Genomic DNA, 24,469 nt, shown 5'->3' with positions numbered 1-24,469 from the left:
AAGAGGGAGACAATGCAGCCTTTGTGAGCGCTGCCACGCGAGCGACGGCGGCATTGTCCCTCTCGCCCATAAATTTCCCTTAGGAAATTATATTGGCGAGCCACTTTATTGAATCGGGAGTTCGATTGGCCGGGCCAAATTGCTTTTAGCACTGCAGATGGCTTACGTTTTCCCTCGATGGGCAGTGGAAGTTGTATTGAGCAAAAAGGCCTTTTTCAATTTGGTTTAGCAGGACGATGGAATACATGCACCGAAAGGGCGGGAGCAACGGAGTTGCGTAGCCATTTTGGTCAGCTTTCGCTGAATGTATTCCATCTTGGTGATATGCGTCGTTTAAATGACTTATATCAGTCGTTAACGAAGGTAGCGGAATTTTTTTACAAAGTCAATTTTTTCTTTCAAGGCAAAAAAGTGAGGGTAGTAAAAAACGTCATTGCTCCATACCACCCTCATTTTAAATAAAATTAAAGCTAATAGTTTACAAGGTATAATTTACACCAAACATAAAGTTTCTACCCATATTAAAAATACCGTCCGGCTTTAATCGAGACAGGTGGTTTGTATAGGTTTTATCGGTTAAATTGTTCGCAGAAATGGTAACAGAAAGTTCTTTGTTAAACAATGTAAAACTGCCGCCCAATCCAGCACTTAGCAAATTATAGCCATCAGTGGCCGTTTCGAAAGTGCTGACTTTGGTTTGTTTGAAAGTGCTACTCAATTTTGCAAAGGCATAGCCTTTTTTAATCCATGGCTTTTCAAATTCCACGCGTACCATATTGCTTAAACTATTGGCAGGAATTAAAGGCAAATAGGTGTCGTTTTGTTGCTTTCCGGTAACGGTTTCAAAGCTGCTTTCAAAATGTAACCAATCTAGCGGGTGCGGGTGCAAATGGAAACCGATTTCACCCCCATACAAGTGGGCGTCATCCTGTATATATAAAAACACAGGGTCTTCGTTTACGAAATCTCCGTTTGGCGACAGAAAAATGTAGTTGTTTATGGAGTTATAAAAACCGTTGGCAAACAACTCGATATGCTCGTTTTTGAGTTCTAAAGCCACATCAGTTTGAAAATTTTGCTCGCTTTTAAGCTCAGCATTACCGATTTCGTATCGGTTGGTACCTTCGTGAGTTCCGTTGGAAGTTAGTTCCGATAGATTGGGTGCCCGAAATCCTGTGGCCAAATTGATTCTTAAGGTCAGGTTTTTGGCCATATCTGTTTTTACACCAAAAGCGCCGTTAAAACTGTTAAAGTTTCTCTCAACACCATCTAAAACCAAAATCGCCCGATTATCAAAACGTGCGCCCAATTGTACATCAACCTTTTCAAAATGGATGTGTGAGGTAGCCAAAACACCAATATCATTTGTGGTGGCGTCCGGAATCAATTGCTCTTCGCCATAATTGCCATTTACTTGGTGCATACCCTGAACGCCAACAATGGTTTCGAATTTTCCCAATTCGGGCAAATGGTATTTTACATCGTAATTGGCGGTTTTTAATTTCATGTGCAGGGCGGCTTCCAGAATTTCGGCTTCATCTGTATGCGCGTCATGTTCTTCTTCCGTTTCGTCTTCTTCATGATGTTCCTCAAATTCCTTTCTGTCGTTGTAAATATACCCGAGGTTAACGTCCAATTTGGAGTTGTTCAAAAACCAAGTGGATTTTGAACTGAACACGTGGTTGGTAATATCCTGAAAGGGGAGAAGTGGTTTTTTGCTCAACGATTGTTCTCCGATTTCCTCTGGAATACCCAATTTTGAGTGGTTGAGGTTATAACGAAATTCCGTTTTAAAACTGTTGTTTTGATAACCCATTCCCGCTTTAAAATCTTCTTCCTTAAAGCGCGTGTTGGTCACCCTGTAAGGTTTTGTATTGTAGTCCGCATGTTCGGTAATGCTTCCACGGAACAAGAACTTAAAATTGTTTTCTGAAGCTTTGTACCCTGCGTTAGAACTAAATCCTTGGGTATTGCTAAAATAATTGCCACTAAAATCGCCCGACGAAGTATTGTTTTGTGCAAATCGCTCAGGATTTAAATAAAGCACACCGCCAAGAGCATCGCTACCGTAAAGTAAAGAGGCAGGGCCTTTAATGACTTCAACACTTTCAACACCAGTGGAATTTAAGCCCAATCCGTGTTCGTCACCAAATTGTTGGTTTTCCAACCGAACGCCCTGTGTGTACACCAAAACACGGTTAGAGCTGAGCCCGCGAATTACGGGTTTACCTATGCCCAAACCCGTGGAAATACTTTCCACTCCTGCAATATTGGTAATGCCCTCCGAAAGTGTAATGGCTCCATTGGACTTTAAATCGGCAACAGATTTTTGCTCTACTTTCATCACATTCTCGCTTTGTAATTTATGGAAAGGCGTTGAAATAATGATGCTTTCCATTTCAATGGCCGAAGGTTCCAAAGCAATGGACATTTGTTGGGTTGTTGGCACCGTAATCTTAAACGATTTGGTTTCATAACCCATTATGGAAACCACGATGTTATGGCTTCCCGGGGCAATGTTTTCAATATAGAATGTCCCTTTGGCATCTGTAATCGTACCTTTTTCAAGGTCTGAAATATAAATGTTGGCAAACTCCAGTGGTTCGTTAGTTTCGGCATCCGTCGCCATGCCTTGAATACTATTTTGACTGTATAGGTTAGCGGTTGCTAATAGCAACAATGCGCTTAAAAGTGATTTCATTTAAAATGTATTTAATTTAATAATATGTGAAGCTGATATAGCTCGGTTACTTATTAAATTAAAGCGGGAGGTCCCCGAAGTGAAAAGTGTAAACGTTGGTATTTACTTAAAAACTGATAAAATGACAAATGCTTTTCTGAGGTTTTGGTGAGTGAAAACAGTTGGAAATGTGAATCTGAAAACGTAAAGTGATTATGGATTTGGAATTTTTGAAAATCGCATTCTAAATCTACTTTATGTAAATGAGTGGTGCTATCACCATTACAAGCTTCGTGTTTATGGTGCTGGAAAATATGCGCCATTTTTACCGAGGCCGGCAATAACAAAGCTGCCACCAAAAGCATCGTGAAAACTCTAAAAATTATATGTTTTTTTAAATCGTTCAATTAATTAAAAAAACGTTTTAAACCAATTCTGCGGAGCATCTTTTTTTCAAAATTCCAGAAGAACTTATATTGACCAAATAGCCAGCCAAAAAATACGAGCATAAATTGGTAAACAATAAAAAGAAGGACAATTCTAATGGTCCAGTAGCCAAATGTGCCGAAATTTTCTCTATCAATATTCAGAAAGCCTAAAATGGGTTTTCCTATGTACGATGCTGTAGAACCTGTAATGGCAAAGACAATCAATATGAGTACCACTTGCCAATTACTTTCAATACCCCAACGCGTTTTTAATTTTTCCAAAATTTGCAATTTAATGCAAAAATAATGAAAACGGATTTAAATTCGAGGCGCCCAAGGCCCCAATCTCTGATTGTAGGTCATTTGAAAATAGATAAAGTAGTTGTAGAGCAGGTAATTAACCTCATAGCCATAGTCAATATTCTGTTGGTAGTTAATCTGCATTTCATATAGCTGAGGGTTGTATTGTTGCGGTTGGAGCACACGTTGGTTCCATTCCAAAACATATTGAAAGTTTCTGTTCTCTAGGTATTGCTGAGAATAAAATCCTCGAGGTCTGGCCCTGCTGGCCACCCAAAAATTGAAACCGGGCTCGATGATTATAATTTCATATTCCAGTTCCTCATTGGCTATTTTAACAGTGTCATTTTCTTTTGCATTTTCCAGCCGTTCATCTTTTTTTGAAGTAGTTTGTTTTGTCGTATTGCAATTAAGGATGACAACAGAAATAAATAGAATGTAGATAAGTTTTTTCATGGCTTGAATGCTTTAAAAAATATACTTTCAAAAGTAGTGTTCCATAAAGCTTATTAAAAGTTATAATGAGTTAAATGGGGTTTCCGTTGAGGGAAACTTGGGTTATTCTTAAAGTTACAAAAATCATTTCTTTATAAACTTTTAATTAAGATTGTTTTAATAAAAAAAGCGTCGAATACATTGTCTTCGACGCTTTTTAGATATTGTATAAACGTATTTATTTCTTTCCGAAAAGTCCACCCAACAAACCGCCAAGGCCACCTTTCTTTTTGTTGCCGCCCAAAACCATTCCAGCAACATCGTCAATAACGCTTCCGTCTCCGTCAGCATCCAAAATGGCCTCTAAAAAGCTTTGTTCTTGTTTTGGTGAGTTTCCTTGTATTAAACCACCCAATAAGCTTTCAATGCCACTTTGGCTGCTCACGTTATTTTGGCGGGTTTGTTTCCCTAAAACGCCCATTAAAATTGTTGCAGCCACTTTTAATATTTGCGCTACGGAACTGGCATCCATACCTGCCTTGGCGCCTAAAGTTTGTTCGACACGTTGTTGTTTGCTACCCAATACATGCCCAAGAATTTTACTTCCGTCATCAAGAACATTGGAATCTACACCTCCACTAAACAAGCCGCCAAGGTTGTCTAAAATACTACCGTCGTGTTTGTTGTTTAAAGCACTCATCAAACCTTCGGCACCTTGTGGTGTTGAAGCATTACGTCTCATAGCTTACATTAAAACAGGCAAAGCCATAGTCAATACATCTTGCGTTTTGTTTTGTGGTTGATTGGTTTGACTTGAAACCCCATTGATGAGGGTTTTCCCCAGGTCGCTGTTTAATAAATCTAAAATTCCGGACATGATAATTATTTTGTTTTAAAAAGATTAGAAAAAATTCGGACAATTAATGTACAAAAAAAGTCCCAACTTATGTAGTTAGGACTCAATTTTAACCTTAAGGTCACATTTGGTTTAATAAAGCCAAATTATTGTGCCATTAGCGTAATAATTTGTGATGCCAATTCTGTGCCAATTCTATCTTGTGCTTCGTTGGTTGCGGCTCCTGTGTGTGGTGTTAATGACAACGCAGGATTCATCAACAATTGCATTTCTGGTTTAGGTTCATTTTCAAAAACATCTAATGCTGCTCTGGCAACTTTACCGCTTTCAATAGCTTTTACAAGTGCCACTTCGTTTAACACACCACCACGTGCTGCGTTGGCGATGATAACACCGTTTTTCATCATGTTAAATTCTGCTTCGTCAATAACATAATCCTTTTGAGCAGGAACGTGTAATGTGATGAAATCAGCCTGTTTTAAAACCTCTTCTTTTGAAATGGTCTTAATTTCAAAACTTACTTTTTGTCCGTCAAAAAAGTCCAATTCCAAATTGGCTTTTTCAATAAAAGGATCATATGCAACCACTTTCATTCCAGCACCTAAACCTACTTTTGCAGTAGCTTGACCTATACGGCCAAATCCTAAAACACCCAAGGTTTTACCTTTTAATTCTATACCTTTAGCGTAAGCTTTCTTTAATTTACCAAAGTTGGTATCGCCTTCCAATGGCATATCGCGGTTGGAGTTATGTAAAAACCGGGCTAATCCGTAAAAATGACCAAACACCAATTCTGCAACAGAGTGAGAAGATGAAGCAGGTGTGTTGATTACATGAATGCCTTTGCTTTTGGCATAGTCCACATCAATATTATCCATTCCAACGCCGCCACGACCAATGATTTTCAATCCAGGACAGGCATCAATTAAATCTTTTCTTACGGTTGTAGCACTACGAACCAATAAAACTTTGATGTCTTTCTCGTTGATGTAGTTGCTTAATTGCTCTTGGGCCACGGTAGTAGTAATTACTTCATAGCCTCCTTTTTCCAATGCATCGATACCACTTTTTGAGATACCGTCGTTTGCTAATATTTTCATTATTTTAGTTAGTAGTTAAAAGTTAAATGGTGATAGTTCAATGAACAAAAGCCATTCAACTTTAAATTAAATTTTATTATGCTTTGCTCTCCAATTCGCTCATTACTTCAACCAAAGCTTTAACGCTTTCAATTGGAAGAGCGTTGTACATAGATGCTCTGTATCCACCAACACTTCTGTGGCCATTAACACCACTAATGCCAGCTTCTTTCAACATGGTGTCAAAAGTGTCTTTAAGGTTGTCGTTGGTAAGGTTGAAGGTCGCGTTCATTTCTGAACGGTCTTCTTTAGAAGCAAATCCTTTAAACAATGGGTTTAAGTCTATTTCAGAATACATTAAACGCGCTTTCTTTTCGTTTTCTTTTTCAATAGCCGCAATGCCGCCAATGCTTTTTAACCATTCCAAAGTCAACATAGAGGTATAAACTGCAAACACAGGAGGTGTATTTAACATACTTCCACTACCAATGTGTTTTTTGTAATCCATGATTGATGGAATTTTTCGGGAAACTTTTCCAAGAATATCTTCTTTAACCACAACAAGTGTCGTGCCTGCAGGGCCCATATTTTTTTGTGCACCAGCATAAATCAACCCGAATTTTGAAAAATCCAACTGACGTGAAAAGATATCGCTACTCATATCGCAAACCATGGGGATTGGCGAATTGGGAAACGATTTCATTTGTGTGCCAAAAATTGTATTGTTTGATGTACAGTGAAAATAATCATAATCTTCAGGAATGGAGTATCCTTTCGGGATGTAGTTAAAATTTGCCTCTTTTGATGAAGCCACTTCGTAAATATCATCCAACATTTTAGCTTCTTTTATGGCTTTTTCACTCCATGCACCAGTATTTAAGTAACCCGCTCTTTTTTCCAAAAGGTTCATGGCCACCATCAAAAACTGGGTACTTGCACCACCTTGTAAAAAAAGTGCTTTATATCCTTTGCCTTCCAAACCAAGAAGCTCTAAAACCAAAGCTCTTGCTTTCTCCATGACATCAACAAAATCCTTGCTTCTATGTGATATTTCAATTAAAGATAAACCAGAATTATTAAAGTCCATTACAGCTTGGGAAGCTTTTAATAATACCTCTTGAGGTAAAATACTAGGTCCTGCGCTAAAGTTATGTTTTTTCATTTTGTCTTATAAAAATTAGGATGCAAAGTTGCTAATTAATTAGGGATTATATGTTATAAAATCAATAATTTTTTCAAGAAATTGCTAACAAAAATTCAATGGAATCTACACTATCCGCATAATCCCAAAGTTGCGGTTTTTGTGTCTGTCCAAAGGGAATTTCATTTTCAACAAACCCTTGTGAAACAATGCATTGAATTTTGTTTTTTTCTGTTTCCAGCTTTTCTTTAAGGCTTTCTTTATCTTCATAATATTCATAGAACGCCGTTGCTATGGGCGATGCATAGCTTTCGTCTTCTTTTATCATGAAAAACCCGTTTTCAAGCATGTCGAATTCGCTCATTAAATACACTGCTTTGTTGTAGTCGTAATTATTGGCGTATTTTACTCTGTCAATAATGGGGTGCCAATGGTAAATGGCTTCAAAAAAAGCATCAAATTTGTAGCCTTTTGGCACAAAAAGTTTTGATACGTTGCGACAGCCCAAGCCATAGTATCTAAAAATATCCTCTGACAGATTTTTTAAATCTTCGGAAGTTTCATTACCAGTTAAAATAGCAACCGAATTCTTGTTGTTTCTAATTATGGAAGGTTTACCTTTAAAATAGTATTCAAAATACCTTGCCGTATTGTTGCTGCCAGTGGCAATAACCGCATCAAAGTCTTCAACCTTAGCTTCGGTAAAATTTATTTTCCCTTTAAATTGAGGTGCAACATATTCCAAATACTTGGCCAAAAACGGAAGTAAATGTTTATCGCTTGACGATTGTTTTACCAAAACCTCATGGCCCGTAATCAATACTGATAAAAAATCATGGAACCCAACCAAAGGGATATTCCCCGCCATAATTATGGCCACTTTTTTAGGTGAAACATTATTAATTTGGTAGGGTTTAAGCCATTTATTTAGATTTTCGGTCGATAGCAAATCAGCCCATCCTTTTATGGCGAAACGTATGTTTTCTGGGGTAAACCATCCGTTATGTTCTTCAGCCAATTTTAGTTGATGCTTAAAACCATCAAAAAACAGGTCATTATGTGCAATATTGTCCGCCTTTAGAATAACATCATTAGAAAATTGCCTAAAAAAATCTCCTAATTTTACAAAAGCGTTAATTCTTTCAGGTAATTGCATCTTAATTTGGTTATGACGGGTTTTGGCTTTATTTTTGCGACTGCAAAGTTAGAAAGAAAAAAACGCTATGGCAATTATAATAACAGACGAATGTATAAATTGTGGTGCTTGCGAACCCGAGTGCCCAAACACAGCTATTTATGAAGGTGCCGACGATTGGCGCTATAAAGATGGCACCAGTTTAGAAGGTACAGTAGTGCTAACAAATGGAAAAGAAGTTGATGCCGATGAGGCTCAAGAACCAATAAGCGATGAGCTTTACTACATTGTTCCAGACAAATGTACCGAATGTAAAGGTTTTCATGATGAGCCACAATGTGCTGCAGTATGCCCGGTAGATTGTTGCGTGCCTGATGAAGACCACGAGGAAACAGAGGAAGAATTGTTGGCTAAACAACGCTTTATGCATCCTGAGGATTAGTTGGCAATCGATAATGAATTATAAAAAAATCCTAAGCTTTTTTGGCTTAGGATTTTTATTTTAGCTTTAATTAGTTTTGCAATGAATCCAAAAAAAGCATTTCTCCTAATAGACGGTGAGCAACCGAATCAATTGCCAAACTTATCGAAATATGATTTGGTTTGTGCAACCGATGGTGCTTACAGTTTTTTTGCGGAAAATAACATCACTCCAGATTTTATTAGTGGTGACTTTGATGCTTTGGAAAAACTACCCAAAAATATTGAGGCTATAGCAACCCCAAATCAAGATTATACTGATTTTGAAAAAGCACTCAAGATTTTAAAAGAACGAGACTTCACTAATATTCATGTTTACGGTGCAAGCGGAAAGGAGCAAGACCATTTTTTAGGCAATTTAAGTACTGCCATAAAATGGAAATCTGAATTGAACCTTACTTTTTTTGATAATTATGGCTATTATTTTTTAGCTGACGAAACCACAAAAATTAAGGAATGTAAGGGCAAAACGATTTCGTTGGTGCCATTTCCTGAAGCATTGGGGATTGTCACATCAGGGTTGCAATACTCGCTTAAAAAGGAAAGCTTGACTTTTGGTGGCAGAATTGGAACTAGAAATGTGGCCATAGAAGATGAAGTTACCATTACTTTCGAATCTGGGGCTTTATTTGTTTTTGTTAATGATTAAACTGTAACTTAGCAGAACACCAAACCAATAAAAATCATCATGAGTTCTATTGTTAAGTTTGCCATAGTTGGAAGTGGTAATATTGCCAATACTTATCTTTCGGCAATGAAAAATATTGCGAACGCCGAAGTTGTTGCTGTAGTTTCAAGCAAATCTGAAAAGCCACAATTGTTAAGACATCTTCCTTTTTTTATAAGCATTTCGAAAATAAATATTGATTTTGATGCCGTTATTGTGTGCACCCCAAATGGCCTGCATCATATTAGTGCCGTTGAAGCAGCAAAATTGGGCAAGCACGTACTTTGCGAAAAGCCCATTGACATTACTTTGGAAAGCATAGATCAAATGATTGACGCTTGCCAGAAACACAAAGTTCAGTTGGGCGTGGCTTACCAAAGGCGTTATAGTTCAGACAACTCCATTGTGAAAAAGTTAATCGATGCCGATGAATTAGGACGTATATTTTCAGTTGATCTGTCCGTAAAAAATTATCGCGACCAAGCATATTATGATTCTTCACCATATCGTGGAACTTACAATATTGATGGTGGTGGGCCTTTTATTCAGCAAGCCTCCCATTACATCGATTTATATTATTGGTTCTTTGGAAAGCCTAAAAAGGTGGTCAGTAAATTGGGTACTTTTGCGCATGATATTGAGGTGGAAGACCACGGCGCAGCCATATTTGAACATGCTTCTGGGATAATTGGGACCATAACAGCTTCAACAGCTACAAAACCGGGGTTTCCTGCAAAAATGGAAATTTACACCAGCAAAGGCTACCTTATTTTGGAAAACGATGTCATTACCCATTGGAACATTGATGGCATTGAAAACCCAACCACCCAAAGAGCAAAAGCAAATACACATACAGGTGCGGCAACTGCAGCGGTGGCCGATACCACCAACCATGAAATTATATTAAGCGATTTTGTAAAAGCCATAAAAACAGGTGAAGATTGCCTCATAACTGGTGAATCGGCCAGAAATGCCACCGAAATGGTTTTGGAAATTTATAAAAGTCAGTTTTAATACAATATTGAATTTGCTCAAGTACTAATCAATATGCTTTCGATTACAAAATATATAACGCTTAATATAATGCTAACTGTTAACGCTTTGCTTCTTTTCTCTTGCCTTTTCGCGTGCAAAACAGAAATAGCAAAATTTGATTGTGAGAATGTTGAAATAATTGAGGCGCCTTTAGGCTTGTCCATTGCTGAAGAAGATAAATACTATTATGAAAATTACGGGTTTGTTCCACCGTTAAATCAAAAATATAAAAATTACTTCCCTTTAGGCGTGGCAGTGGCGAACCATCAAAGATTTTCCCTAGAAGGGGAACTAGTACAATACCACTTTGATGCCATTACACCCGAAAATGAGTTAAAGCCAAATTACGTTCAACCATTTGAAGGAGACTGGCGCTGGGACGATGCGGATAATCTTTTGGTTTTTGCCCAGATGAATAATAAAGAATTTCACGGGCACTGTCTTGTTTGGCATTGGCAAACGGGAGAATGGATGTTTCAAAGTCCTGATAATCCCAACAATCTAGTATCAAGAGAAAAACTGATTGAGAGAATGAAAACCCATATCAGCACTGTTGTTGGTCGCTACAAAGGAAAAATAATATATTGGGACGTTGTCAATGAAGTTATTTCAACGGACAATACAAACCGGGATAACCTTTACAGCCCATCTTATTGGTATGAAATAGTTGGGCCCGAGTTTATTGAATTGGCCTTTCAGTTTGCCCATGAAGCCGACCCCGATGCGTTATTGGTATTTAACGAATACGGACTTGCAGATCCACAGAAAAGAGCAAAAGCATTAAAAGTGATTGGTGCACTGCTTGAAAAAGGTGTAAAAATAGATGCTGTTGCCGAACAAGCGCACTGGTTTTTAAATTGGCCAAGCACAGAACAAATCAGGGATATGATTCATGACTTTCATGCTTTAGGGCAACAATATGGTGTAGACCTGAAGTTTTTAATCAGTGAGTTGGACATTGATGTGTACAACGGAAACACAAATGTAGCAGAAATGGCATATGCTTCAGTAGAAGAAGATTTAACCGCTCGGTATGATGAGCTATTTAAGGTATTCAGGGAAGAAAGCGATAAAATAGATAAGCTTTCATTCTGGCATATTTCAGATAAATATACCTGGCTTGAATTCTATTTTGCGCCTGGGCGGGCAACTTATCCCTTGTTATTTGATAAAGAGCGAAAACCAAAAGCATGTTTTTGGTCGGTTGTAAATTTTGATGCTGGTTCAGAATTTGAAAGCTTGAGACAAAACTGGATTGAAGAAAACCTCTGTGACTAATTGGGAAACCTTTGAAAGTTTTTATAGCTGTTGTTTACAATCTTGTAAATAAATAAAGCTATTTTGTGTTGATTTTCTGATAATAAAAATATAACTTCGATTATCAATCGATAAAAAGAATTGAAACTGCTTTTTATCTTTACGATAAGCGTAACCCCAAACTCACTCCCCAACACCAAAAGCTTTCATTTCCTGTAAAGGTTCTAAAGTTTCATCGTCTTTCCAAATGGCATCCTCAAATCTGTTAAGCACTTTGTATGGCACAATGCTGTCTTGTTTTATAGAGGCAAAATCATTTAAGTTCAATTTGCTATTTTCAGTAAAAAGAAGTTCTTTTTTACTGCGGTTATCGCCTTCAATTTTAAAGCTAAAACCAATTTTATTTTTTGCCCAACCATTTTCAATAAATTTTAAGTCGCGGTTTACGTAAAAATAACTGCCCTCAGTCTGTTTTAAATATTTTAGGTGATAAATGTTGTTTTTGTTCTTTTCAAATAACAAGGTTCCTTCGCTTACATTGGCTATATATTTTACACCCAAAAGCAATTTTAAGTTCAATTTGCCGCCATGTCGGTTTTTATAAAAGTTATAATCAATGCGTGTTACAGCGTATGCGGAATCACTGACAAAAATTTTTCCGGTGTATTTGGCCTTTCCTTTTCGGGGTTCAAAATTAATGATATAGGTTAGTTCGTCGTTATTAGTGGTCATCTCCTCAAAGGCATACTCATACAAATCGCTATCCAAAATATCACTTAAAAAGGAGTTATTGTAGTACTGCGCCTTTCGCAACATGTTTCGGGTTACGTTATTTAAATTTGGTATGTTGAACTCGTTTTTTTCTTCTTTTTCAAAGTTTTCATCTTTGAGCGACAGTGAATCTTCAACTTTAAAAAATCCTGTTTTTACTTTATAGGTTTTTGTGGTATCTAAATAAGTGAGTATAATCTGTGTGGCTTTGGTTTGAACATCTTCAATGGAAAAATCATTTTTATAGTCAATCAGTTTGGTGGCTTTATTGACGGTGAGTTTGCTGCTATCTAAATTAAAGCTGTACAATTCGCCTTTAAAATCGGTAAAATGGGTCATATCGCTTTCGCATATTTTTTTTGAAAGTGCTTTCAAATCGGAATTGGCTTGTTCAATATTCTTTTTCTTGACGTGCGATGCTTTTTCGATTTCAAACTCTAAATTTTTAAAATCTACATAATCGGAATTTCTTCTAAAAACTTGATATTTGTTCAATTCGTAGTCGTAGTTTTTAGGAATGTTTCGTTTTACTTTTGCTATAATCGAATCGGCATTCGGTGCTTTGTTAATCAAATAAACTTCATCCAGTTGGTTAAGAGCTTCGCTTAGGGCAATAATATTACTGGCTTTTTTGATTTCGCTTATGGATATATTATTTGTAGCATAGCCCATACATGATATGATAATAATCTTGTCGTCCTCTTCATGCTGTATGGTAAAATAGCCATCATCATTGGAAATAACACCACTATAATCACCGGTTTTTATGGTCGCATAAGGAATTGCTGTTTTGCTGTTTTTGTCAATGACCCTCCCTGTGATAGTTTGTGAAAGGCTGTTATTGCCGATTAACAAGGAAAGTGTTAATAGGAGGTACTTCATATTAAGTCGATGGTTTATAATCTTTATAACGATTAAGTTTAGATATTGTAACAAAATTTTTTACATTTAAAAAGCGAGTAAATTTTGAAATTGTTATGGTGATGAGTGGTAAAATGGAATTAAAATACTTAGTTAAGGAAATGAAACCAAAATTAAACAAAGGCGATTATGTTTTTGTTGTGGTATCCGATTTATCCACTATTGATAGAGCGCAAACCTTATGTGAGTTTAAAGAAGCTGAAGGTGTAACAATCGTAATTGAAAAACAAATTGCGGATAAATTGAATTTAAAATATGATTTTGTGGCTTCTTGGATTACCTTAACCGTTCATTCTTCTTTGGAAGCTGTCGGTTTAACCGCGGTGTTTTCATCTGAACTGACAAAGAATAATATAAGTAGTAATGTGATTGCGGGATTTTACCATGATCACATATTTGTGGCAAAAGAGGATTCAAACAAAGCGATTGAAGTATTGAATGAATTATCAAAAAATCATGTTGAATAAATAAGCTAATAAAAACCGAGCAATTGCTCGGTTTTTATTTTTCTATTGTTGTTTTTAAAAATTAAAATTTATCCTGGCAAATACATAAGTTCCATCAGATCCCATTTGAACGGAATCGGCCAAACCACCTTGGTCTGTCCATCCGTCGAACTGTGGTGTTGGATATTTGTTGAATAAATTATTGGCACCAATGCTGATTTTGGCATTATCACAAATTCGATATCCCAAACTCAAGTCTACAACCATCGCGGCTTTGTATACATCAGTGGCTACATCATATAATGCCTCTGCCTCAGTTTGATTAGTCGCTGGTGAGTCCACCCATTGAAAATCTTGTAAAGTGACTTCACTAAATTGTGTTAACGATACCGTAGCGTCTAACTTTTTGTGTGTATATCCAAGATTTAAACCAAACTTATAGTCTGGTGCAGCAGCTTCCAGGTAAGCTTGAGAAAAGGGACCAAAAAATGTAAATTCATTTAAATTGCCATTGTTTATATTTTTTATTTTAAGGTCGTTTATGTTACCTATTAAACCAACTTTAATATTCGAATCAGTGCCAATATTTGTTTCATAGCCCAAAACCACATCTAAGCCGGTTGTTCTAGTGTCTACACCATTTGCAAAAAACTGTGCAGCATCTACGTTTAGAGGACCGAGAACAGCTTGGTCTGTGAAGTTGTCAGTTAATATAATACGGTCGTCCACAGTAATTGAATAAGCATCAACAGTTGCCGTGAAATCTCCTTTTTTGAACGTAAATCCAATACTTGCATTTACAGCCTTTTCTTCATTTAATTGTCCAATACCAAAAGCTTTGGTAACAGTACTATTATTCGCCGATAATAGAGAAGGTACTGATTCACCTGCTACAATGTTATTGAATATTAAATTATAATATAGTTGCGCCAATGAAGGAGCCCTAAATCCTGTTGAAATGGAACCTCTTAATGAAAAATCGTCACTAAGTTTTAGTCTGCTAGCCAATTTAGCATTAAAAGTGTTGCCAAAATCGCTATAATTTTCAAATCTAACTGCCGCACCAAGCATAAAGGCTTCGCTTGCATTAAATTCTGTGTCAAAATAGATGCCATAATTGGTTCTGTTTCGGTCTACTTCATTAGCAGGGCTGTAGCCCGGGAAACCCTGTGAACCTCCTGGTAAATCATCTCCGTTGGAATCGAAAGCAACTGTTTGATTACTTGGATTAGTAATAATGACTCCATTGGTGTCGTAAAGCCCATATGAAGGGGCTTCACCAGCAAAAATTCCAAAATTTTCAGTTCTATATTCAAAACCAAATGCCAAACTTAAACCAGACGCAACATCATCTAAATACTTGTTGAAGTCCAAGCCCGTTGTGTTTTGTGATAAGTAATGTCCTCCAGCATCAAAATCGGTTGGCGACGCATTTTGCATAGAAGCATTATTACTGCCTTTGATAAAGTAATGGAAATTATTTTTTCCAAAAGTATTGTTGAAATCTAAATTCCACCCATTGTCCATTTGATGTCTCACACCCACAGAAACAGAAACATCAGTGATGTTTGATGTAATTCTTGGCGTAAATCCATTCGGGTATAAGCTTGGGACCGAGCGGTTATCTCCATCATCAAAACTATCTCTAGAAAAAGCATAGGCATCGGTATCTCTGTAGTTTCTGCCCCCAAAAGCATAAACTTCAGTGCGATTGTTTACCGGCAATGAAGCGTTTAACATAAAATTAAACCCATCTACACCAGCGCTACCGTAACCTTTTCTCCATGCAAAGCCTGGTCGTAAGGTGCGGTCTTTGGATAAAAACTCGGTTGTGAAATTCACATACCCACCTTGGTCGTTCAGAGGTACACCATAATTGGCATCAATTTTAACAGTGGCGCCATCAAAGTTTTTATCCTTTCCATCCAATCGATTTTTACCTTCAACATTATTAAGGGTTTCGCCCGTTGCTTCTTCCCAGCCTTCACCTACAGCGGTACTGTAAGCCCCATATGTTATTCCTCCAGAAAAGCCATCGGTATTGTCTTTTAAAACTATATTTATTACTCCTGCAATAGCATCAGAGCCGTATTGGGCAGAAGCACCATCTCTAAGGACTTCAATTCGTTTTATAGCGAAAGCTGGAATTGCATTAAGGTCAGTTCCTGAATTACCGCGTCCTCGTGTTCCAAAAATATTAACCAAAGACGATTGATGCCTACGTTTACCATTAATCAATACTAAAGTTTGGTCGGGACCTAAACCGCGTAAGGAAGCAGGAACGATATGGTCGGCACCGTCCGATCCAGATTGTCTGGTTGCATTAAAAGAAGGTGCTGCATATTGTAGTATTTCATTAACCTCAAATTTACCAGTCGTCGATGCAATTCCTGAGACATCCAATACATCTACAGGTACGGCTGTATCTGTAGCCGTTCTTCTTGGGCTACGAGAACCAACTAGGAGGACTTCATCCAGGCTCACACCTTCTTCCATAACAACATTTAGTATGGTTTGATTGTTTACAGCAATACTTAAAGTATTGTAACCTATATAACTAAAGGTTAGAGTTGCATTTTCACCTACGGTCAAGGAATAATTTCCATCAAAATCTGTTGCCGTACCTTTAGAAGTGCCATCTTCTGATATATTAACCCCAGGCAATGGAACACCATTAACATCTTTTACCGTTCCAGAAACAGTTTGTTGCGCTAATGTTAATGAGGTAGTTAACGCTAATAAATAAAAATAAATTTGTTTCATAAATATGGATATTTTGGTTAGTTTCACTAAGATAGTTGAAAAGTTTTTTATGAAATGTAAATTTTTTTGAAGATTTTGTTTTGTACTTTTTCACATTCACATGAATTTTGTTAATTCTCACTTCAATAATTCTAGATATACAATGAATATAATTTATATTTGCACTCGCAAAAAATAATTATAATGAAAGCAGGTATCGTAGGATTGCCAAACGTAGGAAAGTCAACGTTGTTCAATTGTTTATCAAATGCAAAAGCGCAAAGTGCAAACTTTCCATTTTGTACCATAGAACCCAATATTGGTGTGGTAAACGTGCCAGATCCAAGATTGGAAAAACTGGAATCGTTGGTGAAGCCCGAGCGTGTTATGCCTGCAACGGTTGAAATTGTAGATATTGCTGGATTGGTAAAAGGTGCAAGCAAGGGAGAAGGTTTGGGTAATCAATTTTTGGCGAATATTCGTGAGACCGATGCGATTCTGCATGTATTGCGCTGTTTTGATAACGATAACATTGTTCACGTTGATGGAAGCGTGAATCCTATTCGAGATAAGGAAACTATTGATATGGAATTGCAATTGAAAGATTTGGAAACCGTTGAAAAAAAACTGGATAAAGTGAAGCGCGCTGCCAAAACGGGTAATAAAGAAGCTCAAAAGGAAGAGGCTGTTTTGCTGCAGATAAAAGCAGGATTGGAAACTGGGACATCAGTTAGGGCTTTAGAGTTTTCTGAGGATGATTATAGCGATTTTGTAAAACCCGCACAGTTTATTACAGATAAACCCGTGATGTACGTTTGTAATGTGGATGAAGGTTCTGCGGTTTCGGGTAATGCCTATGTTGAAAAAGTAAAGGAAGCCGTTAAAAATGAAAATGCTGAGGTTTTGGTATTGGCGGTAGGCACGGAGGCCGATATTAACGAACTTGATGATTACGAAGAACGCCAAATGTTTCTTCAAGATATAGGGCTGGACGAACCGGGTTCTGCAAAATTGATTCGTGGTGCTTATAAACTATTGAAACAACAGACCTATTTTACAGCCGGTGTTAAGGAAGTTCGTGCATGGACTGTTGATGTTGGCGCTACTGCTCCACAGGCGGCAGGCGTAATTCACACCGATTTTGAAAAAGGTTTTATTCGTGCCGAGGTAATTGCGTACAACGATTATATTGCTTACGGTAGTGAGGCCAAGGTTAAAGAAGCCGGAAAAATGCGTGTTGAAGGCAAAAACTACGTGGTTAAGGATGGCGATGTCATGCACTTCTTGTTTAATGTTTAGGGATTTAAAAGACGGGAGTTTATCGACTAGCTAAATAGCTACAGCAAGGCTCAGTTTTTATTTTTATTGAATTTCCTCATGAACATCGTAATTTCATCGTTTTTCAGAAAACGAAGCTAAAACGGAAACTTATTTTCGTTTTATGAAATCAACTAGGTCATTTATTTACGGCATTTTACTCGGTATACTCGGTATCCTGATGTTCTCTTCCAAAGCGGTGATGGTAAAATTGGCATATCAATATCAAGTTGACGCCCTTAGTGTTTTGTTGTTGCGTATGCTGTTCTCTTTTCCATTTTATTTGGTTGTGGCCGCTATTTATAGTAGAAAGGAAAGTGCCATTAAAATTACCTCGAAAGAATATGCTTGGGTGGCGTTTTTTGGGTTTCTAGGTTATTACTTGTCCAGTTACTTTGATTTTGTTGGATTAGTGTACATCAAGGCTAGCTTAGAGCGCATTATTTTATTTCTTTATCCTACAATCATCCTGATTTTTAATCGATTGTTTTTGAAAAAACCAATCACCAAAACGCAAGTAATAGCTATTATTTTGAGTTATATGGGCATAGTAATTGCCTTTTGGGGCGAAGTGGCCATTTCGGGAAATGATACCTTTATTGGAGGCTTCTTAATATTGCTTTGTGCCATTACTTATGCTTCCTATTTGGTAGGAAGCGGTTGGTTAATACCAAAATTGGGCGTGGTTAAGCTTACCTCTTATGCCATGTTGGTTTCTTGTGTTTGCGTGTTTGTTCATTATGGGTTGGTGTCTAAAATCAATATTCTTAATTATCCGTGGGAAGTTTATATGCTGGGGTTTTTAATCGCCATTTTTGCAACTGTTATTCCTTCCTATTTGGTATCGGAGGCTATAAACCGAATCAATTCATCCAATTTTGCCGTTATTGCTGGTTTTGGTCCTATTTCAACCATAGTTTTGGCATCCATTTTTTTAAATGAGCATCTCACCATTATGCAATTATTTGGTGCTCTGATAGTTATTATTGGCGTCCTCCTCGTGTCAACCAAAAAGAAGGCTACAGCCTAAGTTAAGGTTCTCAACAATATCAAGGATATATTGTTAATTACTTTGTTTGCTGCCCTTTTCTTTTTTTATTTGGTTATGTTATATTAGCAACCCCTCACTAAATTTTACTGAATAGATATATGGCGGAACAAATCAATTACACCGAAGATAATATACGTTCTTTAGACTGGAAGGAGCATATCCGTATGCGCCCCGGAATGTATATTGGAAAGCTGGGTGATGGTAGTTCGCCAGACGATGGTATTTATATTCTGCTTAAGGAAGTTTTGGACAACTCTATAGACGAGTATGTCATGGGAGCAGGCAAAACCATTGATATTTCCATTCAAGGCAATAAGGTTATTGTTCGCGATTATGGTCGAGGTATTCCATTAGGTAAAGTTGTCGATGTGGTTTCCAAAATGAACACCGGTGGAAAGTACGACTCCAAAGCCTTTAAGAAATCTGTGGGTTTAAACGGTGTGGGTACCAAGGCAGTAAACGCGCTATCAAATTATTTTAGGGTTGAATCGAATAGGGATGGAAAATCGGCTTCAGCGGAATTTGAGCAAGGAAATCTTACCAACCATGAAATGCTTGACGATACTACCCGAAGAAAGGGTACAAAAGTATCGTTTATTCCTGATGAAACCATTTTTAAAAATTACAAGTTCAGGAACGAGTATGTGGTAAAAATGCTTAAGAACTATGTGTATCTCAACCCGGGGTTGACCATAGTTTTTAATGGTGAAAAATTTTATAGTGAGAACGGGTTAAAGGATTTATTGAGTGAAACCATCAATGAATCCGATACGTTGTATCCCATTATTCATTTACGAGGTGAAGATATTGAATTGGCATTAACGCACAGTAAAACCCAATATAGTGAGGAGTACCATTCGTTCGTTAATGGGCAAAATACTACCCAAGGAGGAACACACTTAAATGCCTTTAGGGAAGCTTTGGTGAAAACCATCCGTGAATATTTTGGTAAAAATTACGATCCTTCCGATATTAGAAAATCGATTGTAAGTGCCATCGCCATCAAGGTTATGGAGCCTGTTTTTGAAAGCCAGACCAAAACAAAATTGGGCTCTACTGATATGGGTGGTGATCACCCAACGGTGCGTACGTTTATCAATGATTTTGTAAAAACTTATCTGGATAATTATTTACATAAAAACACAGATACCGCTGAAAAAATTCAACGCAAGATTTTGCAGGCCGAACGGGAACGCAAAGAACTTTCAGGTATTCGTAAACTTGCAAGAGATCGGGCGAAGAAGGCAAGTCTTCATAATAAAAAATTACGCGATTGCCGGGTACATTTTGGTGACACCAAAAGTGACCGGAATTTAGAAACAACCTTGTTTATTACAGAGGGTGATTCGGCTTCGGGTAGCATAACTAAGTCGCGCGATGTTAATACCCAAGCCGTATTTAGTTTAAAAGGAAAACCTCTTAATTGCTACGGTTTAACTAAAAAGATTGTTTACGAAAACGAAGAGTTCAATCTGCTTCAAGCAGCTTTAAATATTGAGGAATCGCTAGAGGATTTGCGTTACAACAATGTAGTGATTGCAACTGATGCCGATGTTGATGGGATGCACATTCGTTTATTGCTTATTACCTTCTTTCTTCAGTTTTTTCCCGAAGTGATTAAAGAAGGGCATTTGTACATTTTGCAAACACCGCTTTTTAGGGTTCGAAACAAAAAGGAAACCATTTACTGTTATTCTGAAGAAGAACGCATAAACGCCATTGAAAAACTAAAACCGAAACCAGAAATTACAAGATTTAAAGGGTTGGGTGAAATTTCGCCCGATGAGTTTAAACATTTTATCGGTGATGATATGCGTTTGGATCCTGTAATGCTTGATGAGGGTATGTCCATTGAGGAATTATTGTCTTTTTACATGGGGAAAAATACACCCGATAGACAAGAGTTCATCATTGATAATCTGAAGGTTGAAATGGATATTGTTGAATAAACAAGGGCTAAAATTTTCATTTTAATAGTTTGGAACGAAAAAAATAAGAATTTGGTTATAAAATAACGTTAAATTGGTAGAGAATGATTCACATAAAATTTAATTTTGTAAAAAATAAATTCAAGAATCCGTCCCGTTATTGAGGGAATAAAAACTAAATTAAAATGTTATATTCAAAAGAAACTAAATTGGTAAGAAGAGAGGTTTATGATTTTGTAACTGCCTTAAACAGCAATATCAATAAAACAAAGTCCAAAAAACATGGTAAAACAATGCTCACTGGAAAACCCAAGAAAGATTGATAATTAATGATTGAAGAAAGCGACGATTTAATTAATAACGAAGACGAGCCCCAAGAAACCATAACCCGTGTTACGGGCATGTACAAAGATTGGTTTTTAGACTACGCTTCGTATGTAATTTTAGAACGGGCAGTCCCTGCTATTGAAGACGGTTTTAAGCCTGTTCAGCGTCGTATCATGCATTCAATGAAAGACCTTGACGATGGGCGTTACAATAAAGTGGCGAACATCGTCGGGCATACTATGCAGTATCATCCACATGGCGATGCCAGTATTGCTGACGCCATGGTGCAACTCGGCCAAAAGGATTTGTTGATAGATACCCAAGGAAACTGGGGAAATATCCTAACTGGAGATAGTGCAGCGGCATCACGATACATAGAAGCTCGCTTGAGCAAGTTTGCTTTAGATGTTGTTTACAACCCAAAAATTACCGAATGGCAAGCTAGCTATGATGGTCGTCGTAAAGAGCCAATAAACCTTCCGGTTATGTTTCCTCTTTTGTTGGCGCAGGGCGGAGAAGGTATAGCTGTTGGCCTTTCTACAAAAATATTACCACATAATTTTATTGAGCTTATTGATGCTTCCATAAAGCATTTGCAAGGCAAACGGTTTACCATTCTACCTGATTTCCCAACAGCCGGAATTGCCGATTTTTCTAATTATAATGATGGTCTAAGAGGTGGAAGGGTACGTGTGCGCGCTCGAATTTCACAATTAGACAAAAACACCTTGGTCATTACTGAATTGCCCTATGGTACGACAACCTCTACATTAATAGATTCCATCATAAAAGCCAATGACAAAGGTAAAATAAAGGTCAAAAAAATTGAGGACAATACGGCTGCTGAGGTTGAAATTTTAGTGCATCTGCCTTCCGGATTGTCGCCAGACAAAACTATTGATGCACTTTATGCATTCACCAGTTGCGAGAGTTCCATTTCGCCTTTGGGCTGTGTTATTGAAGATAATAAACCATTGTTTATAGGAGTTTCTGAAATGCTTCGCCGAAGTACTGATAATACGGTGGAGCTTCTGAAGCAGGAATTGGAGATTAAGCTAGGCGAGTTTGAAGAGCAATGGCATTTTGCATCTTTGGAGCGCATATTCATCGAGAATAGAATATATCGAGATATTGAAGAAGAAGAAACTTGGGAAGGCGTTATAAGTGCCATAGATAAAGGGCTTCAGCCGCACATAAAGCACCTTAAAAGGGCTGTAGTTGAAGAAGATATTGTTCGCTTAACGGAAATTAGAATCAAGCGCATTTCAAAATTCGATATTGATAAAGCTCAACAGAAAATTGAAGCTTTAGAAGAGCAAATTGCTGAAGTAAAACATCATCTGGCTAACCTAATTGATTATGCCATATCGTATTTCAAACGACTCAAAAAGGACTATGGCGAAGGAAGAGAGCGCAAAACCGAAATTAGGGCTTTTGATGATGTTGATGCCACTAAGGTGGTTATTAGAAATACTAAACTTTATGTAAACCGGGAAGAAGGTTTCATTGGTACATCACTCCGTCGGGATGAATATGTCTGCGATTGCAGTGATATTGACGATGTTATTGTATTTAACCAAGAAGGTAAAATGATGGTTACTAAAGTTGATGCCAAAACCTTTGTTGGCAAGGACATTATTCATGTGGCTGTTTTTAAAAAGAAGGACAAGCGCACCATTTACAACATGATTTATCGCGATGGTAAAAAAGGTGCATCATACATTAAACGTTTTGCAGTAACAGGTATAACCCGAGATAGGGAATACGACCTAACGAGTGAAAATAAAGGTTCGACCGTATTGTATTTTTCTGCAAATCCAAACGGAGAGGCAGAGGTAGTAACCATATTACTGAGGCAAGCAGGCAGTATAAAAAAGTTAAAATGGGACATTGATTTTGCAGATATTCTCATTAAAGGGCGGGCCTCAAAGGGGAATTTGGTTACCAAATATGCCGTAAAACGTGTTGAGTTAAAGGAAAAAGGGATCTCAACCTTAAAACCTAGAAAAATTTGGTTTGATGATACTGTACAACGCCTTAACCTTGATGGTCGAGGAGAATTGATAGGGGAATTTAGAGGAGAGGACAAGCTGTTGATCATCAATCAATCAGGCATTTTGAAAACGGTCACTCCTGAAGTTACCATGCATTTTGACGATGACATGATTGTTTTGGAAAAATGGGTGCCAAAAAAGCCAATTTCAGTCATTTATTATAATGGAGAAAAGGAACTTTACTATGTTAAGCGCTTTTTGGTTGAGCAGGAAGGCAAGGAAGAATCCTTTATTTCAGACCATCCAAATTCACAATTAGAAATCGTTTCAACCGATTGGAGACCAATGACCGAAGTAGTTTTTGCAAAAGAACGAGGAAAAGATAGAAAGGATAATTTGGAGGTAAACCTTGAAGAGTTCATTGCCATAAAAGGGATCTCGGCATTAGGTAATCAATTGACCAGAGATAAGGTCATTCAAATAAATCTGATGGATTCATTGCCTTATGAAGCACCTGAGGAAGTCCATGCCGACGATTTAGAAGTGGTTGATGAAACAGATGTATCGTCTAATGTTTCTGATGAAGAAAAGGATAATTCGTCAGATTCAAATGGCGATACAAACCAAGATTTTGATTTGGACGGCGAAGGACAGACTTCTTTGTTTTAACCCCTTAGTTGCTTGCTCTTTTTATTTATTCTAAAATTCAAAAACTCTACAAACAGAGAAAAAGCAATGGCGAAATAGAGGTACCCTTTAGGTACCACACCAACTTCATTTCCGAACAATTTAGTATGTGATAGGTGAGCGGCTTCAGTAATAAGCATAAAGCCAATCAAGATTAAAAATGCCAAACCTAAGATTTGCATACTGGGGTGTGTTTTAATAAATTCTCTTATAGGATTTGCAAAGCCAATCATTATTACAATGGATATAATAACCGCAATTATCATAAGTGCTAAAGTATAGCTTTGGTTGGGATGAAGACCGTTAGTCATTCCGACAGCTGTTAAAATAGAATCTATTGAGAAAATAAAATCAATAATTAATATTTGTACCAAGGCTTGTGATAAACTCTTTATTTTTTTCTTATTAAGACTTTTCTCGTCGTGGTTGGGAATTTCAACTTTTTCATGTATTTCGGACGTGCTTTTATAGATTAAAAATAATCCACCTGTAAAAAGTATAAGGGCTTGCCAACTAATGGTTATATGCAACCACGAAAGTTCAATAGTATAAAAAGGCTCCTTTAAACCTATTAAAAAGCTCACAAAAAACAATAGTATAATACGCTGAACCATAGCCAAGACCAAACCAATTTTTGTAGCTTTGGATTGTTGATTTTCGGGTAATTTGTTAGCTGCGATTGATATAAAAACAATATTATCGATACCTAAAATTATTTCCAGAAAAGTTAGGGTTATTAGTGCCATTATGGCATCACTGGTAAAGAGAAAATCTATCAACGTTGATATCAAT

At 37.2% G+C, this 24,469-nt stretch carries 21 protein-coding genes and 1 pseudogene; 11 read left to right on the top strand and 11 right to left on the bottom strand.

Features of this window, described 5'->3' with window-relative positions:
• The first annotated feature begins 108 nt into the window (after positions 1-108).
• Positions 109-462, top strand: a complete 354-nt coding sequence (locus ACB104_RS03420) for a hypothetical protein (protein ID WP_370476872.1) — start codon at positions 109-111, stop codon at positions 460-462.
• A 16-nt stretch (positions 463-478) separates the two neighbouring features.
• Here ACB104_RS03420 and ACB104_RS03415 read toward each other — a convergent pair whose 3' ends face one another.
• From ACB104_RS03415 to ACB104_RS03380, 8 genes and pseudogenes are all read right to left on the bottom strand, one after another.
• A complete protein-coding gene (locus ACB104_RS03415) occupies positions 479-2,701 on the bottom strand; it encodes a TonB-dependent receptor (RefSeq protein WP_370476871.1) in 2,223 nt (740 codons plus the stop codon).
• 53 nt (positions 2,702-2,754) lie between these two features.
• Complete coding sequence (locus ACB104_RS03410) at positions 2,755-3,087, bottom strand: hypothetical protein (protein WP_370476870.1); 333 nt, start codon at positions 3,085-3,087, stop codon at positions 2,755-2,757.
• Positions 3,088-3,390 carry a DUF6787 family protein gene (locus tag ACB104_RS03405; RefSeq protein WP_370476869.1) on the bottom strand — a complete coding sequence of 101 codons (303 nt, stop codon included), beginning with the start codon at positions 3,388-3,390 and terminating at the stop codon, positions 3,088-3,090. It lies immediately after the preceding gene.
• Positions 3,391-3,426: 36 nt separating this feature from the next.
• Positions 3,427-3,864, bottom strand: a complete 438-nt coding sequence (locus ACB104_RS03400) for a DUF6146 family protein (protein ID WP_370476868.1) — start codon at positions 3,862-3,864, stop codon at positions 3,427-3,429.
• A 217-nt stretch (positions 3,865-4,081) separates the two neighbouring features.
• Positions 4,082-4,720, bottom strand: a pseudogene (locus ACB104_RS03395) (DUF937 domain-containing protein).
• A gap of 125 nt (positions 4,721-4,845) precedes the next feature.
• Positions 4,846-5,799, bottom strand: coding sequence for a D-2-hydroxyacid dehydrogenase (locus ACB104_RS03390; protein ID WP_370476867.1), 954 nt, complete (start codon positions 5,797-5,799; stop codon positions 4,846-4,848).
• A gap of 76 nt (positions 5,800-5,875) precedes the next feature.
• Positions 5,876-6,940: a 3-phosphoserine/phosphohydroxythreonine transaminase gene (serC, locus tag ACB104_RS03385; RefSeq protein WP_370476866.1), complete on the bottom strand. Its 1,065-nt coding sequence runs from the start codon at positions 6,938-6,940 to the stop codon at positions 5,876-5,878.
• 73 nt (positions 6,941-7,013) lie between these two features.
• Positions 7,014-8,075 (bottom strand): acyl-CoA reductase, encoded by a 1,062-nt coding sequence (locus ACB104_RS03380; protein ID WP_370476865.1) that lies wholly within the window; start codon positions 8,073-8,075, stop codon positions 7,014-7,016.
• Between the two features lie 67 nt (positions 8,076-8,142).
• On the opposite strand from ACB104_RS03380, the gene ACB104_RS03375 reads away from it, so the two are divergent.
• The 4 genes from ACB104_RS03375 to ACB104_RS03360 all read left to right on the top strand — a co-directional run bounded on the left by ACB104_RS03375 (position 8,143) and on the right by ACB104_RS03360 (position 11,514).
• Positions 8,143-8,496, top strand: coding sequence for a 4Fe-4S dicluster domain-containing protein (locus tag ACB104_RS03375; protein ID WP_370476864.1), 354 nt, complete (start codon positions 8,143-8,145; stop codon positions 8,494-8,496).
• A gap of 81 nt (positions 8,497-8,577) precedes the next feature.
• A complete protein-coding gene (locus ACB104_RS03370) occupies positions 8,578-9,183 on the top strand; it encodes a thiamine diphosphokinase (protein ID WP_370476863.1) in 606 nt (201 codons plus the stop codon).
• A 39-nt stretch (positions 9,184-9,222) separates the two neighbouring features.
• Positions 9,223-10,215, top strand: a complete 993-nt coding sequence (locus tag ACB104_RS03365) for a Gfo/Idh/MocA family protein (protein WP_370476862.1) — start codon at positions 9,223-9,225, stop codon at positions 10,213-10,215.
• A gap of 69 nt (positions 10,216-10,284) precedes the next feature.
• Entirely contained in the window at positions 10,285-11,514 is a 1,230-nt protein-coding gene (locus ACB104_RS03360; RefSeq protein ID WP_370476861.1) for an endo-1,4-beta-xylanase, read from the top strand.
• Positions 11,515-11,676: 162 nt separating this feature from the next.
• Here ACB104_RS03360 and ACB104_RS03355 read toward each other — a convergent pair whose 3' ends face one another.
• Positions 11,677-13,146: a carboxypeptidase-like regulatory domain-containing protein gene (locus ACB104_RS03355; RefSeq protein WP_370476860.1), complete on the bottom strand. Its 1,470-nt coding sequence runs from the start codon at positions 13,144-13,146 to the stop codon at positions 11,677-11,679.
• 95 nt (positions 13,147-13,241) lie between these two features.
• Here ACB104_RS03355 and ACB104_RS03350 point away from each other — a divergent pair, with 95 nt between their 5' ends.
• Positions 13,242-13,652, top strand: coding sequence for an ACT domain-containing protein (locus tag ACB104_RS03350; protein ID WP_370476859.1), 411 nt, complete (start codon positions 13,242-13,244; stop codon positions 13,650-13,652).
• Between the two features lie 54 nt (positions 13,653-13,706).
• On the opposite strand, the gene ACB104_RS03345 is transcribed toward ACB104_RS03350, so the two are convergent.
• On the bottom strand, positions 13,707-16,394 hold the full coding sequence (locus ACB104_RS03345; protein ID WP_370476858.1) for a TonB-dependent receptor: 2,688 nt from the start codon (positions 16,392-16,394) through the stop codon (positions 13,707-13,709).
• Between the two features lie 183 nt (positions 16,395-16,577).
• On the opposite strand from ACB104_RS03345, the gene ychF reads away from it, so the two are divergent.
• The 5 genes from ychF (at position 16,578) to ACB104_RS03320 (ending at position 23,659) form a co-directional block, all read left to right on the top strand.
• On the top strand, positions 16,578-17,672 hold the full coding sequence (gene ychF, locus ACB104_RS03340; RefSeq protein ID WP_370476857.1) for a redox-regulated ATPase YchF: 1,095 nt from the start codon (positions 16,578-16,580) through the stop codon (positions 17,670-17,672).
• Positions 17,673-17,814: 142 nt separating this feature from the next.
• Positions 17,815-18,720 carry a DMT family transporter gene (locus ACB104_RS03335; protein WP_370476856.1) on the top strand — a complete coding sequence of 302 codons (906 nt, stop codon included), beginning with the start codon at positions 17,815-17,817 and terminating at the stop codon, positions 18,718-18,720.
• A 119-nt stretch (positions 18,721-18,839) separates the two neighbouring features.
• Positions 18,840-20,690, top strand: coding sequence for a DNA topoisomerase IV subunit B (locus tag ACB104_RS03330; RefSeq protein WP_370476855.1), 1,851 nt, complete (start codon positions 18,840-18,842; stop codon positions 20,688-20,690).
• A gap of 164 nt (positions 20,691-20,854) precedes the next feature.
• Positions 20,855-20,992: a hypothetical protein gene (locus ACB104_RS03325; RefSeq protein ID WP_370476854.1), complete on the top strand. Its 138-nt coding sequence runs from the start codon at positions 20,855-20,857 to the stop codon at positions 20,990-20,992.
• Between the two features lie 6 nt (positions 20,993-20,998).
• Entirely contained in the window at positions 20,999-23,659 is a 2,661-nt protein-coding gene (locus tag ACB104_RS03320) for a DNA gyrase/topoisomerase IV subunit A (RefSeq protein WP_370476853.1), read from the top strand.
• Here ACB104_RS03320 and ACB104_RS03315 read toward each other — a convergent pair.
• Positions 23,656-24,456 (bottom strand): TerC family protein, encoded by an 801-nt coding sequence (locus tag ACB104_RS03315; RefSeq protein WP_370477095.1) that lies wholly within the window; start codon positions 24,454-24,456, stop codon positions 23,656-23,658. The genes ACB104_RS03320 and ACB104_RS03315 overlap by 4 nt on opposite strands.
• Between the last annotated feature and the right edge of the window lie 13 nt (positions 24,457-24,469).

Origin of the sequence: Tamlana flava, assembly GCF_041287255.1 — a bacterium.
Taxonomy (GTDB): Bacteria; Bacteroidota; Bacteroidia; order Flavobacteriales; family Flavobacteriaceae; genus Tamlana; species Tamlana flava.
Note: the sequence above shows the minus strand (reverse complement) of the source record. Positions and strands in the feature narration are given on the sequence as shown.

Bases quoted from the DNA above. Each gene is read 5' to 3' on its own strand.
- ACB104_RS03390 (WP_370476867.1), bottom strand. From the start codon at position 5,799: ATGAAAATATTAGCAAACGACGGTATCTCAAAAAGTGGTATCGATGCA.
- ychF (WP_370476857.1), top strand. From the start codon at position 16,578: ATGAAAGCAGGTATCGTAGGATTGCCAAACGTAGGAAAGTCAACGTTG.
- ACB104_RS03375 (WP_370476864.1), top strand. From the start codon at position 8,143: ATGGCAATTATAATAACAGACGAATGTATAAATTGTGGTGCTTGCGAA.
- ACB104_RS03355 (WP_370476860.1), bottom strand. From the start codon at position 13,146: ATGAAGTACCTCCTATTAACACTTTCCTTGTTAATCGGCAATAACAGC.
- serC (WP_370476866.1), bottom strand. From the start codon at position 6,940: ATGAAAAAACATAACTTTAGCGCAGGACCTAGTATTTTACCTCAAGAG.
- ACB104_RS03345 (WP_370476858.1), bottom strand. From the start codon at position 16,394: ATGAAACAAATTTATTTTTATTTATTAGCGTTAACTACCTCATTAACA.
- ACB104_RS03380 (WP_370476865.1), bottom strand. From the start codon at position 8,075: ATGCAATTACCTGAAAGAATTAACGCTTTTGTAAAATTAGGAGATTTT.
- ACB104_RS03400 (WP_370476868.1), bottom strand. From the start codon at position 3,864: ATGAAAAAACTTATCTACATTCTATTTATTTCTGTTGTCATCCTTAAT.
- ACB104_RS03370 (WP_370476863.1), top strand. From the start codon at position 8,578: ATGAATCCAAAAAAAGCATTTCTCCTAATAGACGGTGAGCAACCGAAT.
- ACB104_RS03320 (WP_370476853.1), top strand. From the start codon at position 20,999: ATGATTGAAGAAAGCGACGATTTAATTAATAACGAAGACGAGCCCCAA.
- ACB104_RS03415 (WP_370476871.1), bottom strand. From the start codon at position 2,701: ATGAAATCACTTTTAAGCGCATTGTTGCTATTAGCAACCGCTAACCTA.
- ACB104_RS03325 (WP_370476854.1), top strand. From the start codon at position 20,855: ATGTTATATTCAAAAGAAACTAAATTGGTAAGAAGAGAGGTTTATGAT.
- ACB104_RS03365 (WP_370476862.1), top strand. From the start codon at position 9,223: ATGAGTTCTATTGTTAAGTTTGCCATAGTTGGAAGTGGTAATATTGCC.
- ACB104_RS03350 (WP_370476859.1), top strand. From the start codon at position 13,242: ATGGTGATGAGTGGTAAAATGGAATTAAAATACTTAGTTAAGGAAATG.
- ACB104_RS03360 (WP_370476861.1), top strand. From the start codon at position 10,285: ATGCTAACTGTTAACGCTTTGCTTCTTTTCTCTTGCCTTTTCGCGTGC.
- ACB104_RS03335 (WP_370476856.1), top strand. From the start codon at position 17,815: ATGAAATCAACTAGGTCATTTATTTACGGCATTTTACTCGGTATACTC.
- ACB104_RS03330 (WP_370476855.1), top strand. From the start codon at position 18,840: ATGGCGGAACAAATCAATTACACCGAAGATAATATACGTTCTTTAGAC.